This window comes from Eubacterium limosum (assembly GCF_000807675.2).
GTDB classification, from domain to species: domain Bacteria; phylum Bacillota; class Clostridia; order Eubacteriales; family Eubacteriaceae; genus Eubacterium; species Eubacterium limosum.
On sequence record NZ_CP019962.1, the window covers coordinates 3,323,537 to 3,335,819 of the forward strand.

The 12,283-nt window shown below is 47.8% G+C and carries 14 protein-coding genes; 11 read left to right on the top strand and 3 right to left on the bottom strand.

The genetic code is table 11. The features are described 5' to 3' along the window. Nucleotides 1–113: 113 nt before the first annotated feature. Complete coding sequence (locus B2M23_RS15525; RefSeq protein WP_038353879.1) at nt 114–1,538, top strand: alanine/glycine:cation symporter family protein; 1,425 nt, start codon at nt 114–116, stop codon at nt 1,536–1,538. Nucleotides 1,539–1,584: 46 nt separating this feature from the next. Here B2M23_RS15525 and srtB read toward each other — a convergent pair whose 3' ends face one another. Further along, entirely contained in the window at nt 1,585–2,328 is a 744-nt protein-coding gene (gene srtB / locus B2M23_RS15530; protein WP_052237454.1) for a class B sortase, read from the bottom strand. Nucleotides 2,329–2,544: 216 nt separating this feature from the next. Between srtB and rplU the strand changes: the two genes are divergently transcribed. The 10 genes from rplU (at nt 2,545) to B2M23_RS15580 (ending at nt 9,840) form a co-directional block, all read left to right on the top strand. Continuing rightward, the gene (rplU, locus tag B2M23_RS15535; protein WP_038353878.1) at nt 2,545–2,859 is read left to right on the top strand and encodes a 50S ribosomal protein L21; all 315 of its coding nucleotides are present in this window, start codon (nt 2,545–2,547) and stop codon (nt 2,857–2,859) included. Further along, nucleotides 2,859–3,185, top strand: coding sequence for a ribosomal-processing cysteine protease Prp (locus tag B2M23_RS15540; RefSeq protein ID WP_038353877.1), 327 nt, complete (start codon nt 2,859–2,861; stop codon nt 3,183–3,185). Before rplU ends, B2M23_RS15540 begins: the two co-directional genes overlap by 1 nt. A gap of 15 nt (nt 3,186–3,200) precedes the next feature. Beyond that, the gene (rpmA, locus tag B2M23_RS15545) at nt 3,201–3,488 is read left to right on the top strand and encodes a 50S ribosomal protein L27 (protein ID WP_013379990.1); all 288 of its coding nucleotides are present in this window, start codon (nt 3,201–3,203) and stop codon (nt 3,486–3,488) included. A 108-nt stretch (nt 3,489–3,596) separates the two neighbouring features. Beyond that, the gene (obgE, locus tag B2M23_RS15550; RefSeq protein WP_038353876.1) at nt 3,597–4,877 is read left to right on the top strand and encodes a GTPase ObgE; all 1,281 of its coding nucleotides are present in this window, start codon (nt 3,597–3,599) and stop codon (nt 4,875–4,877) included. A gap of 37 nt (nt 4,878–4,914) precedes the next feature. Beyond that, a complete protein-coding gene (locus tag B2M23_RS15555) occupies nt 4,915–5,244 on the top strand; it encodes a YhbY family RNA-binding protein (RefSeq protein WP_038353875.1) in 330 nt (109 codons plus the stop codon). An 18-nt stretch (nt 5,245–5,262) separates the two neighbouring features. Further along, on the top strand, nt 5,263–5,892 hold the full coding sequence (nadD, locus tag B2M23_RS15560) for a nicotinate-nucleotide adenylyltransferase (protein WP_038353874.1): 630 nt from the start codon (nt 5,263–5,265) through the stop codon (nt 5,890–5,892). Further along, nucleotides 5,889–6,479, top strand: a complete 591-nt coding sequence (gene yqeK / locus B2M23_RS15565; protein ID WP_038353873.1) for a bis(5'-nucleosyl)-tetraphosphatase (symmetrical) YqeK — start codon at nt 5,889–5,891, stop codon at nt 6,477–6,479. The genes nadD and yqeK overlap by 4 nt, the downstream gene beginning before the upstream one ends. Further along, entirely contained in the window at nt 6,476–6,829 is a 354-nt protein-coding gene (gene rsfS / locus B2M23_RS15570) for a ribosome silencing factor (RefSeq protein ID WP_172611064.1), read from the top strand. The genes yqeK and rsfS overlap by 4 nt, the downstream gene beginning before the upstream one ends. Nucleotides 6,830–6,957: 128 nt before the next feature. Next, entirely contained in the window at nt 6,958–8,043 is a 1,086-nt protein-coding gene (ychF, locus tag B2M23_RS15575; RefSeq protein WP_038353872.1) for a redox-regulated ATPase YchF, read from the top strand. Between the two features lie 60 nt (nt 8,044–8,103). Then, a complete protein-coding gene (locus B2M23_RS15580) occupies nt 8,104–9,840 on the top strand; it encodes a B12-binding domain-containing radical SAM protein (RefSeq protein ID WP_052237453.1) in 1,737 nt (578 codons plus the stop codon). A gap of 269 nt (nt 9,841–10,109) precedes the next feature. Here the strand turns inward: B2M23_RS15580 and B2M23_RS15585 are convergent, their stop codons facing one another. Together B2M23_RS15585 and B2M23_RS15590 are read right to left on the bottom strand one after the other, a co-directional pair. After that, nucleotides 10,110–11,582 (bottom strand): sensor histidine kinase, encoded by a 1,473-nt coding sequence (locus B2M23_RS15585; protein ID WP_038353871.1) that lies wholly within the window; start codon nt 11,580–11,582, stop codon nt 10,110–10,112. Continuing rightward, complete coding sequence (locus tag B2M23_RS15590) at nt 11,569–12,243, bottom strand: response regulator transcription factor (RefSeq protein WP_038353870.1); 675 nt, start codon at nt 12,241–12,243, stop codon at nt 11,569–11,571. The genes B2M23_RS15585 and B2M23_RS15590 overlap by 14 nt, the downstream gene beginning before the upstream one ends. Between the last annotated feature and the right edge of the window lie 40 nt (nt 12,244–12,283).

Genomic DNA, 12,283 nt, shown 5'->3' on the forward strand with positions numbered 1-12,283 from the left:
CTTTTTTTACAGGCCAAAAAGACCGTATAATGAGGACACTTGTACCCGCAACTTGTGCACTAACATGAAATGTGGTAAAATGAACAGGTATATTTAGAAAAGGGAGGGAGAAAATGAGTTTTTCTGAAATTATTGCGGTGGTCAATGACTTTGTGTGGGGACCATACATGCTTGTGCTGTTAGTGGGTACAGGTGTCTTTTTGACCATACGCCTGAAGTTTTTGCCGTGGCGAAATCTGGGGTATGCCCTGAGATCGGTGTTTACCCGTCCGTCCAAGGATGAAAATGCCAAGGAGCACAGCGGGGATATCTCGCCGTTCCAGTCTCTGATGACCGCTCTGGCCGCGACCATTGGCACCGGCAATATTGTCGGTGTTGCCACTGCCATGGTATTGGGCGGCCCGGGCGCTCTGGTGTGGATGTGGATCAGCGCGCTGTTTGGGCTCTCCACCAAATACGGTGAGAGTGTTCTGGCGGTCAAATACCGTGAGACCAACTCGTCTGGTGAGATGGCTGGCGGCCCTATGTACGCCATGAAAAAGGGATTCAAGGTTAAATGGCTGGGAAGTCTGCTGGCGTTTTTGTTTTCACTTTTTGCTGTTATCGCGTCCTTTGGTATCGGTAACCTGACGCAGGCGAATTCCATCTCTGATGCGGTACAGAATACCTTTGGGGTGCCGACCTGGATCACTGGTGTTGTCCTGACTGTTTTGGCGTTGATCGTTCTTTTGGGCGGTATCAAGAGTATTGGCCGTGTCTGCGGTTTTATTGTTCCGATCATGGCGGTGTTCTATTTTGTAGCCGGAATCCTTGTTATTATCATTAATTTTCACAATGTACCGGCTGGAATCGTTGAGATCTTCCGCATGGCTTTTTCACCTCAGGCAGTTGCCGGCGGTGTGGGCGGTTCCATCATTGCGAGTATGCTTTCAGCCATGCGCTGGGGCGTCGCGCGGGGGGTGTTTTCAAATGAAGCGGGTCTTGGCTCTGCGCCGATAGCGGCGGCAGCGGCTAAAACAGACCATCCCTCAAGACAGGGCTATATCAATATGACGGGTACCTTCTTTGACACACTGGTTGTCTGTACGATTACCGGCCTTGTTATCGCATCCTCAGGTGTACTTGGAATGACCGATGCGGCAGGTGAGATCTATACCGGAGCGAACCTGACCATCAGGGCCTTTGAGTCAGCCATTGGACCAGTAGGGGCTTTGATCGTTACCATCGGTATTATGCTGTTTGCATTTTCGACCATACTGGGCTGGGAGTACTATGGCGAAAAGTCACTGGAATATTTGATCCCCTCAACTGTGGCGGTTAAAATTTACCGATTTGTCTTTTCAGTCGTCACGTTTTTTGGCGCGACAACGGCACTGCAGATTGTATGGGATTTTTCCGATACCATGAATGGCCTGATGGCAATTCCAAATCTTATCTGCCTGTTGGTGCTCAACAAGGTGATCGCCCGGGAATGCTTTGATTATCAGGAAAATATCCTGATTCCTGAAAGGGAAATGCGAAAGCTCAAGAAGAAGTAGATGAACTGAAAAAACCCCCTGTAAGTAAATGCAGGCGGGTTTTTGTTTAATTAATTTTTCTGGCAGTGACGACCAGCCGACCGTCATCCATGTCAAAAACACAGGTGGAAAGGGTCAGGATTTCATCGTCAGGCTCAAGAACCACATTGGTTTTGTAGAGACTTCGGGCCTGGATGCGCTGGAAGTAAGAGAGAAAGTCCTCGTCACCCGCAAAATCGGGGCGTCTGTAGTCATAGTCGGCCTCGGTTTTATAGACAGAGAAGATTTCCCATTTTCCCGGATCACCGGCACGGTCATACTCGATGGTCTGGTGCGCTTTGAAAAAATTCTCATCCAGATAGCTGTGGAGATCCCCGAAAGTGGAGGATTTCTGGATGTTGTGGCTGTGCCCGTATAGAACGCTGTTCTGGGCCTTTGGCACACGGTTAAAGTTGTAGGTATAATCGAGAAAAACAGCGCCCCATTGGGATTCCTCGCCCTCAAAGGTGGTGTACAGATACTTTTCGTTATTGTCGGTCTGGACAACCGGATAATCAATGGTGGTGCCCTCTATTTTTATCCAGCCGACTGTGTCCGGGTTAACGGCTTTGAGGGCATCGAAATCAATGCCGGCATCCTCTGCGGTTGGCTGGGCAATGCTCACAACCTCTTCTTTTTTAAAATACTGGCGGATATAGGGCAGGCTGTAGTAGATCAGGCCAGCCAGTGAGGCGATGATGACAATAATACAGATGCTGTTTATGATCCGGTTGCTTGCCTTCTTATTTTCGGTCTTTGGTTTTTTGCTCATTTTGGCTTCCTTTGTCAAAAATAGTAACGGGTTTATTTTAGCATAATTACCTTAAAAAGAAAGTACCTGTGTTTTAAAAAGAAAAAAATTTTATTTGTGATTGACAAAGACTTTGAGCATGTGTTATAATTAACGAGTTATGAAGCCGCACATGTAAGGTTATAAGTCAGAAATGCACCTTTCGTGGCGAGACTGGTATGAGGAGGTGTTTTTATTATGTACGCAATCATTAAAACAGGTGGTAAACAGTACCGTGTTCAGCAGGACGACGTGATCGAAATTGAAAAAATCAATCTCGAAGACGGCGCAAAAGATATTGCTTTTGACGAAGTTTTAGCTGTAAACAAAGACGGCGAATTAACCGTTGGTACTCCGGTTGTTGAAAATGCAGTGGTTAAAGCCGAAGTTTTAGAAGTTGCTAAGGCTTCAAAGGTAATTGTTTATAAATACAAATCTAAAAAAGATTACCGTAAAAAACAGGGCCACAGACAGCCGTTTATGAGAGTTAAAATTACAGCAATCGAAGCGTAATGATAACAGTAACTTTTGAGAGAGACCGGGATACGATACGAAAAGTAGAGGTATCCGGACATGGAGAATATGCGGATTCGGGCGAAGATATTGTATGCGCAGGAGTCTCGATCTTAACCATCAGCATATTGAATGGCTTGAGTGAGATCGTTGGTTTAAAAGATATAAACCGTCGGGTAGAGGAGGGCTATACGTCCTTCGAAATCCCTGAGATCAAAGACCCGGTGCAGAAAATTCAGGCAGACGCCTTGATGGATACCTTCCATTTAGGGCTGTGTGCCACAGAAGCCGCTTATAGAGATTATGTTAAAATAATTGATAATTAACAGGAGGTGAAAATAATGATTAAAATGAACCTTCAACTGTTTGCCCACAAAAAAGGGGTAGGTAGTTCTAGAAACGGTCGTGACAGTGAATCCAAACGTCTTGGCGTTAAAAGAGGAGACGGTCAGTTCGTATTGGCTGGTAACATTTTAGTAAGACAGAGAGGAACTCATATTCATCCCGGCAAGAACGTAGGCCGCGGTGGCGATGATACTTTATTTGCGATGTGTGACGGTGTCGTAACTTTCGAACGTAAAGGCAAAGACAAGAAACAGGTCAGCATTTATCCTCGAGAAGCAATGTAGTTCTTTTAGGACGACAGTCGAATAATATCAAAAACCTCTTATTGTATTTTTATGATAAGAGGTTTTTCTTATATATGGGTATATAAACATTGGAAATGAGGTGCTATAATGTTTGTTGATCAAGCGCAGATATATGTAACTGCCGGTAACGGTGGTCATGGCGGAATGAGCTTCCGCCGGGAGAAATATGTCCCAAACGGCGGGCCAGATGGTGGAAACGGGGGCCGGGGCGGCAATGTCATTGTCCAGGCCGATAATGGCCTGCGAACGCTGCTGGCGTTTAAATACCGTAAAAAATACAAGGCGGAGAGCGGCGGTAATGGGACCGGAGGCCGCTCGACTGGCAAATCCGGTGAGGACCTGCTCATAAAGGTGCCGGTAGGCACAGTGGTCAAGGATAAGACAACAGGCAGGATTCTCTGCGATTTAAGCGAGGACAGCGAATCCTGTATCGTGGCCCAGGGCGGCCGGGGCGGACTCGGGAACATGAATTTCTCGACTTCCACCAGACAGGCCCCGAGATTTGCCCAGGGCGGTGTCAAGGGCCAGGAGAGAACGCTGGTGCTGGAATTAAAGCTTCTGGCAGATGTTGGACTGCTGGGGTTCCCAAATGTTGGAAAGTCAACCTTCCTGTCCATGGTAACAGCAGCCAAGCCCAAAATCGCGAATTACCATTTTACGACCATTGTTCCAAACCTTGGCGTGGTAGCATGGAAGGACTATGATCCTTTTGTCATCGCGGATATTCCGGGAATTATTGAGGGCGCCCATGAGGGTACCGGCCTGGGAATCCAGTTTTTGCGCCACGTTGAGCGGACGAAGCTTTTAATCCACATGCTGGACGCCTCGGGCAGTGAAGGCCGGGACCCTCTGGCAGATTTTAAAGCGATTAATGAAGAATTAAAAGAATACAATGAACGCCTGGCGCAGAGGATGCAGGTGGTCGCCCTGAATAAGACAGACCTGATCGCGGATCCTGAGGAGCTGGAGCTTCTGGTGTCAGAATTTGAAGCGATGGGCTATGAGGTATTCCCTATATCCGCCGCTACAGGAAAAGGCATTGACGCCCTGCTGAGCCGCGTGATTCAGCTGCTGGACGAAATTGGCGAGGTAGAGCCGATCTTTGAGGTGGAAGCTGACGAGGATGTGGTATACAAGGCTGATTTTGATGAAGAACCTTTCACGGTGCATAAAGATGGCAATGTCTATGTGGTCGAAGGTGATTTTGAACGGCTGATCAATTCCGTCAACTTTGAGGACTTTGACTCCATCGGATATTTCCAGAGAGTGCTCAAGGATAAGGGCATATTCAAAAAGCTTGAAGAAATGGGAATACAGGACGAGGATACCGTCCGGCTCCAGGATATTGAGTTTGAATATTTTAAATAAAATTGAGCGAGATATGCTATAATAGAAAGAGAGAAAAATGCTAACAAGTAAACAGAGAAGCTATTTGAGAAAGCTTGCCATGGATATTCCCGATATTATTTTTATCGGGAAAGACGGGATCACCCCTGAGGTTATTCAGCAGACAAGAGACGCCATTGTGGCCAGAGAGCTGATAAAGGGCAAAATTCAGCAGAATTCCATGGAAGAGGTGGAAGACGCCGCCCGGACACTGGCCGAGGCGACTAAGTCAGAGATTGTCTGCACCATCGGCAATAAATTCATATTATATAAAAAGAATCTTTTGAAAACAAAGATAGAAGTGCCGTCCAAAAATTCTAAGACACTGAAGAAGAAAAACAAACGGTAGCTTTTTAAAGAGGTAAGTATGGAAAAAATAGGCTTATTAGGCGGGAGCTTTAATCCGGTTCATACCGGACACCTTTTGCTGGCAGAATCGGCCAGAGACCAGTATGGTCTGGATAAGGTGCTGTTTATACCTGCCGGCAACAATCCTTTTAAAGAGATGGATAAGGAGATCGACCGCAGGCACCGCCTGAAAATGGTGGAGCTTGCGACCCGGTCCAACCCTTATTTTGAAGTGCTGTCCATTGAGATCGACCGGCCAGGAATGACCTACACCGTCGATACGATCGAGCAGATCAAACAGACTTATCCGGAGAGTGAGTTTTATTTTATCACCGGCGCGGATATTATGTTTGAGATCACGCTTTGGAAGGGAGCGCCAGAGCTGCTGGCCTCTGTCAATTTTATCACGACCTTCAGGCCGGGCTATTCACACAACAAGCTGGACGCGCGGATCGAGGAGCTCCAGGAAATTTACGGCGCCAGGATCTATAAACTATTTACCTCAGAAATGGACATCGCTTCCTCCGATATACGGGGAAGGGTGAAAAATGGTTATTCCATAAAATACCTTCTGCCAGAAACGGTGGAGCAGTATATTACTGAAAATCGACTTTATTTAGCGAAGCAGCCCCTGGGAGATGCAGAATGAACGTTGCGGAAATTCAAAAAAAATTAAAAAAAGAACTAAAGCCCAAGCGTTATGAGCACACCTTAAACGTGGTGGACTCAGCCTTGAAGCTGGCGGAAATCTATCCCTGTGACGCGAACAAGGTGAAATACGCGGCCCTGCTGCACGACTGTGCCAAAAATTACAGTGACGCAGAGCTTCTGGCAACAGCGGAGAAGCATTACCTCAATGTTGATGAGATCACCCTGCGTGAGCCGCAGCTGCTGCACGGCCCCGTGGGGGCAGTGGTAGCCCGGACGGAGTACGGCGTTGAGAACAAGGAAATCCTCGGCGCCATCAAATACCACACAACCGGGCGGAAAAACATGAGTGTTCTCGAAAAAATTATCTATCTCGCTGATTTTATCGAGCCTGGGCGCAGCTACCCGGGCGTGGATAAGCTCAGGAAGATGGCTTTTGAAAATCTGGATGACGCGATGATCCAGGCGCTGACCAACACCGTCCGCTATATCAGCGGAATCGGCGGCCTGATTCACGAAAGGACCGTCTCGGCACGTAACTATTTGATCCTTGAAAAAATGGATCGTGAAAAAAATGAAAAGGAGTGATTGATATCGAACCAAAAGAGTTTGCAGAAAAAGTAAAAGAGTGGATTGACGCTAAAAATGGAACCGACGTTGAAATTATTGATATTGCGGAGGTTTCGACCCTGGGCGATTATTTTGTCATCGCCAGCGGTAATTCGGAACGCCAGGTTAAGGCCATTGCCGACAATGTCGAATATGAAGCCGAAAAGCTTGGTATTGTCCCGAAAAGCGTTGAAGGAGCACGGGAAGCCCGTTGGATTTTACTGGACTACTATGACGTGATCGTCCATATTTTCCATGCGGAGGAACGCCAGTTCTACAACCTGGAACGCCTCTGGAAAGACGGAACAAGACCTTCTACCTTTGAATAAGCAAGGGGCCGGATATTTATTCGGTCCTTTTTCTTTGTTTATGGGGCGTGTCCGCTTGCGATTATGCTTTTCCTATTGTATAATTATAAAGTTAACAAACACCGAATTGTAAAAAGAGAGGTATACAGATGAAAATTGGAATTGTCGGATTACCCAACGTCGGTAAAAGTACAATTTTTAATGCGATAACAAAAGCCGGCGCAGAATCCGCCAACTATCCCTTTTGTACCATCGACCCCAATGTAGGGGTGGTGACCGTACCGGATGAACGTCTGGAAGTGCTTGAGAAAATGTATCAGTCCAAGAGAGTGGTGCCCACCACCATTGAATTTGTGGACATTGCGGGCCTGGTCCGAGGCGCCAGCAAAGGCGAGGGTCTGGGCAATAAGTTTTTGTCCCATATCCGTGAGGTTGATGCCATCGCCCATGTGGTTCGCTGCTTTGAGGACGAGAATGTCGTTCATGTCGAGGGAAAGATCGACCCTCTGGACGACCTTGAAACCATCAACCTTGAGCTGATTTTAGCCGATCTGGAAATGGTAGACCGCCGGGTTGAAAAAACGCGTAAAGCCGCAAAGGGCGATAAAGCTGAAAAGGCGAACCTCGAAATTCTGGAAAAGCTGAAGGCTATTCTGGAAGCGGGAAGAATGCCTCTGGATACGGATTTTTCGGAGGATGAATGGCAGTATGTTTCCGGACTTCAGCTTATTTCCACAAAGCCAGTCCTGTACATTGCGAATGTGTCTGAGGACGACCTGATTTCAGACAACGCCATGGTCAAAGCTTTAAAAGAAAAGGTGTCCGGTGATAACCGTGAGGTCATTAAAATTTCCGCCAAGATCGAGGAAGAGATCGCTGAGCTCGACGATGAGGAAAAAGCCCTGTTTCTGACAGATCTGGGTCTTGAAGCCTCTGGGCTGGATCAGGTTATCCGCGCGGGTTACAAGCTGCTGGGCCTGATCACCTTCCTGACCGCCGGGCCAGAGGAAACACGCGCCTGGACCATCCGAAAGGGCACAAAAGCGCCGCAGGCAGCCGGAAAGATCCACTCCGACATTGAGCGGGGCTTTATCCGGGCTGAGATTACCACCTATGAACAGCTGGTGGAAGCCGGCTCGGACGTCAAGGCCAAAGAACTTGGAGTGACCCGGATCGAGGGTAAAGACTACGTCATGCAGGATGGCGATGTCACATTTTTCAGGTTTAATGTATAATAAAATTGTCCCGAAGCGTGTGCTGCATGTTTCGGGATTTTTCTGTAAAAGAGGAAACAAATGAGTAAATGTGTATTAGTGGGTGTCAATGCAAAATATGTGCACACCAATCTTGCCATAAGAGCTCTGAAAGCAGCCGCGCAGGCGGAAAATATCGAGCTTTGTGAGGTAACCATTAACGACCAGATGAACGTGGTGGTCGGCAGGCTTTTGAGAATGCAGGGAGATTACTATGGCTTTTCCTGCTATATCTGGAATATGGACTTTATTGCAAAAATCAGTGAAGTGCTGAAAAAGAGCAGGCCCAACTGCATTGTCTTCTGGGGAGGGCCTGAGGTTTCCTATGACAGCGGGCGCCTTCTGGAGGATCACCCATTCGTGGATTATATTATTTCCGGCGAGGGGGAAACCGTTTTTCCTGAATTTGTAAAGACACTGCAGAGCCGGGATAAAACCCCGCTTCTGAAAATGGAAAACGTCAACTGGTTTGGGCGCAATGTGTCCCATTCGCATGTAAGCGGCGAAAAGGTGGGGATTGTCGAGGATCTGGACGCACTGCCCTTCCCCTATGACGACCAAAATATCCAGCCGATTTCAGACAAAATCATTTATTATGAAAGCATGCGGGGCTGCCCCTTCCAGTGTTCCTACTGCCTTTCTTCCACCCTGCAGAAGGTACGTTTTCTGCCCCTCGAGCGTGTTTTCAGAGAGCTGGATTTTTTCATCAGCCACGATGTAAAGCAGGTGAAATTTGTGGACCGCACCTTCAATGTCGATATCCGGCGGACCAAGGCCATCATCGCTTACCTGGTCAAAAAGGAATGCGCTACGAATTTTCATTTTGAGATCGCGGGGGATCTGCTGGACGATGAGCTTCTTGAGATGATTGCAAAAGCACCAAAGGGCCTGATGCAGTTTGAGATCGGTATCCAGAGCACTCATGATGAAACGCTGGAGGCGATCACGCGAAAGACTGATCTGGAAAAGATCCGGAAAAATGTGAAGCGTCTCATCGGGTTTAAAAACTGCCATGTGCACGTGGACCTGATCGCCGGGCTGCCAAAGGAAACCTATGCGGTTTTTAAAAAGTCCTTTGACGAGACCATTGCCATTGAGCCAGATATGCTGCAGCTGGGATTTTTAAAGCTGCTGAAGGGGACAAAGATCCGAAAAGAAGCGGATAAATTTTATTACCGCTACGCGAGCTTTCCGCCTTATGAGGTGATCAGTAATGATTTTATCTCCTCGGATGAGCTTATGCGCTTAAAGGACATTGAGGACCTGGTAGACCGCTATTACAATTCCGGCGCCTTTTATCTGAGTTTGAAGTATATTTTTGAAAACCAGTGCTGGGGCTCACCCTTTGAATTTTTTGAGGCTTTCTCGGACTATTGGCGGGAGGAAGGCTTCTATGAGCTGGGAAAATCAAAGGAACAGCTCTACGGGATTCTGCAGACATTTACGACCTCAGGCGACGAGTCGCCCCATAAAGAAATGCTCGGGGAGCTGATCAAAATGGATTATCTCAGGCAGGGGCACCGCTCCCTTCCCGTTTTTTTTGAAAACCGGACCCTCTCAAAAACAGCGGCCTTTGAGCAGCTGAAGGACGAAGGTTTTGTGGCTGCCTGTGTGCCTGCGCTCTCAGGACAGCCTGCCAAGCAGGTGATCAAGCGCGTCTTTTTCCAGTATTTTGAAGAAAACGCCCTTGACCTTGCCCAGAGGTATCTGGGGACAGAGCCGGGCAGGGGAAGCCTCTGCGTCTTTTATGAGGGTGCGATGATCCGGGTGGCCGGGTAATCACACGCGCCATTTTACGGCATAAAAACATGCGTGTCTGGACAGCAAACCGGATAGTAAACCGGACACGGTTCCGGTTATGGTTCCGGATAGCAAACCGGACACATTATATAAACCAAACCAAATAAAACCAAACCAAAGAGAGAGGGCGCACCCGGAGAGCGTGTAGACAAAGTTTAAATGAAGCTGTAAAGCTAAAGTGGAGGCTTGCTCTAGCACTTCATAATAACATTTGTCTACACTCTGAGAGAGAGGATAGCGCCCTCCCTCTACCGCATTAAAATAATCTTCATGGCTGTTCCCTGTCCCAGGGTGCTCTCGATCACGAGCTCGCCCCGGTGGAGTTTTACAATGCTCTCGATGATGGAGAGGCCAAGGCCTGTACCACCGGTTTCCCTTGAACGGTCGCTGTCGACCCGGAAGAAACGCCGGCGCACATTTTCGAGTTCGCTCTCAGGAATGCCGATGCCTGTGTCGATGACAGACAGGATACACCTGTTTGCCGTCTCAGTGCAGCTGAAACAGATTTTTCCCTGCGCCGGGGTGTATTTCATGCTGTTGTCGGCAAGTGCCCTTAAAGCCTGTAATATGAGCGATTCATTGCATTTTACCAGACAGGGGTCGGCCCGGGTCAGCTCAAAGGAATGGGTGGCGTCGATCATTTCGCATTCATTGTATACCTTTGTGACAAGCTCGCCCAGGTCCGCCGGCTCAAATTTCTGTGTGAAATAGTTGTTTTCAAGGCGGGTGATCAGGAGCAGCTCCTCCACCAGCTTTTTCATATTCTGTATCTCTTCGTTAATAGAATCCACAGATTCTTCCAGGAGCTGCGGGTTTTCCTTGCCCCAAGAGGAGAGGATGTCCGAGTAGCCCTGGATGACGGTCAGAGGAATCCGAAGCTCGTGCGATGCGTCTGAGACAAACTGCTTCTGAGCGTCAAAAGCTGATTCGAGCTGGCCGATCATCTGATTGAGGGATTTGATGAGCTGATCCAGCTCGTCGTCGTTTCCGGTCTCTTTGATACGGGTGTTCAGGTTGTTTTCTGTGATGTTTTTAGCGGTCTCGGCGATCTCGATCAGCGGCTTAAGAGAGCGCTTGGTGCCGTAAATCCCGATAAAGATAATGACCGCAAGGCAGACAATGCTGATGGCAATCTGGATACTGAACAGGGCGGTCATGTAGACGAAGCTGTCATTCAGATTTTTTACGACCTGGATGTAAATGGTGTAGTCGTCGCTGACAAGATAGCTTGAGCCGAGATAATAATACTCGTTTTTATTGTAGCGGAAAGAATCCACGTCCACATTGTCCTCGGTCTGGTCGGCGGGGTTGTCAATGTGCAGCTTGAAGATGTCGATGTTGTATTCCGAAAAGTTATCCTGGTTCAGAAGATCCTCCACGCCCTCGGAGGACAGATACACATCCCCGTAGTTATCCGAGATTTTATAAGAAATCAAGGTATTATCCTTGATATTGGGGTATATTTTTTCAGAGATAAAGTCCAGCCGGCTGCTGGTGGGAAGTGACAGCAGCGACTCTTCGTTTTCCTTGATCACGTTGATGATATAGCTGTTGAATTTTATGAGATTGCTCCGGTTTTCGTTTAAAACAATTTGCTGGGAAAAGTAAAACACCATCACAAAGGAAATGATCAGCAGAATGGAGAACGCCAGCACAAAAAACAGGACGATGCGCGTGTAGAGCTTCATCGGTTTTGGTTCCCGAACCCTATTTGATGACATAGCCGCGCCCTCTCACTGTCTGGATCAGCTTTCTTTCAAAGGGTTTGTCAATTTTGTCCCTCAGGTATTTTATATAAACGTCTACGATATTGTCATTTCCAAAATAGTCAAAGCCCCATACCTGGTCCAGAATCTGTTCCCGGGACTGGACAAGTCCGTGGTTGAGCACGAGGTAGTGCAGAAGGTCAAACTCTGTTTTTGAAAGCTCGATGCTATCGCCGCCGCGGGTGACCATAAAGGTATCAAGGTCGATGGACAGATCCTCAAAGCAAACACTGTTCCTGGGCGAGACAGCGGCTTTTTTACGGAGATTCGCCCGGATGCGCGCCAGTAGCTCGTCAAAAATAAAGGGCTTGGTGATATAGTCATCGGCTCCGAGATTGAGGCCGTTGACAACATCGCCGGTATCGTCCTTTGCGGTGAGAAATATAACGGGCAGCTCGGGAGAATGCTCGCGTATGTATTTTAGAACCTCGTAGCCGTTAAGCTGGGGAAGCATGATGTCCAGCAGAACCAGGCCGATGTCCGGGGTATTATTGAAAACATCAATGGCCTCACGCCCGTTAAAGGCCTTGGCTGTTTCAAAGCCTGCGTGGTTCAGCTGAAGCTCGATGATACGGGAAATTTTTTTATCATCCTCAACAATAAGTATGCAATCCATGGGGTACCTCCTCCTTTTATCTTTCTTTATTATAAGGATT

Bases quoted from the DNA above. Each gene is read 5' to 3' on its own strand.
- B2M23_RS15580 (WP_052237453.1), top strand. From the start codon at position 8,104: ATGAGTAAATGTGTATTAGTGGGTGTCAATGCAAAATATGTGCACACC.
- B2M23_RS15555 (WP_038353875.1), top strand. From the start codon at position 4,915: ATGCTAACAAGTAAACAGAGAAGCTATTTGAGAAAGCTTGCCATGGAT.
- B2M23_RS15585 (WP_038353871.1), bottom strand. From the start codon at position 11,582: ATGTCATCAAATAGGGTTCGGGAACCAAAACCGATGAAGCTCTACACG.
- B2M23_RS15590 (WP_038353870.1), bottom strand. From the start codon at position 12,243: ATGGATTGCATACTTATTGTTGAGGATGATAAAAAAATTTCCCGTATC.
- obgE (WP_038353876.1), top strand. From the start codon at position 3,597: ATGTTTGTTGATCAAGCGCAGATATATGTAACTGCCGGTAACGGTGGT.
- srtB (WP_052237454.1), bottom strand. From the start codon at position 2,328: ATGAGCAAAAAACCAAAGACCGAAAATAAGAAGGCAAGCAACCGGATC.
- B2M23_RS15525 (WP_038353879.1), top strand. From the start codon at position 114: ATGAGTTTTTCTGAAATTATTGCGGTGGTCAATGACTTTGTGTGGGGA.
- rplU (WP_038353878.1), top strand. From the start codon at position 2,545: ATGTACGCAATCATTAAAACAGGTGGTAAACAGTACCGTGTTCAGCAG.
- nadD (WP_038353874.1), top strand. From the start codon at position 5,263: ATGGAAAAAATAGGCTTATTAGGCGGGAGCTTTAATCCGGTTCATACC.
- yqeK (WP_038353873.1), top strand. From the start codon at position 5,889: ATGAACGTTGCGGAAATTCAAAAAAAATTAAAAAAAGAACTAAAGCCC.
- B2M23_RS15540 (WP_038353877.1), top strand. From the start codon at position 2,859: ATGATAACAGTAACTTTTGAGAGAGACCGGGATACGATACGAAAAGTA.
- ychF (WP_038353872.1), top strand. From the start codon at position 6,958: ATGAAAATTGGAATTGTCGGATTACCCAACGTCGGTAAAAGTACAATT.
- rpmA (WP_013379990.1), top strand. From the start codon at position 3,201: ATGATTAAAATGAACCTTCAACTGTTTGCCCACAAAAAAGGGGTAGGT.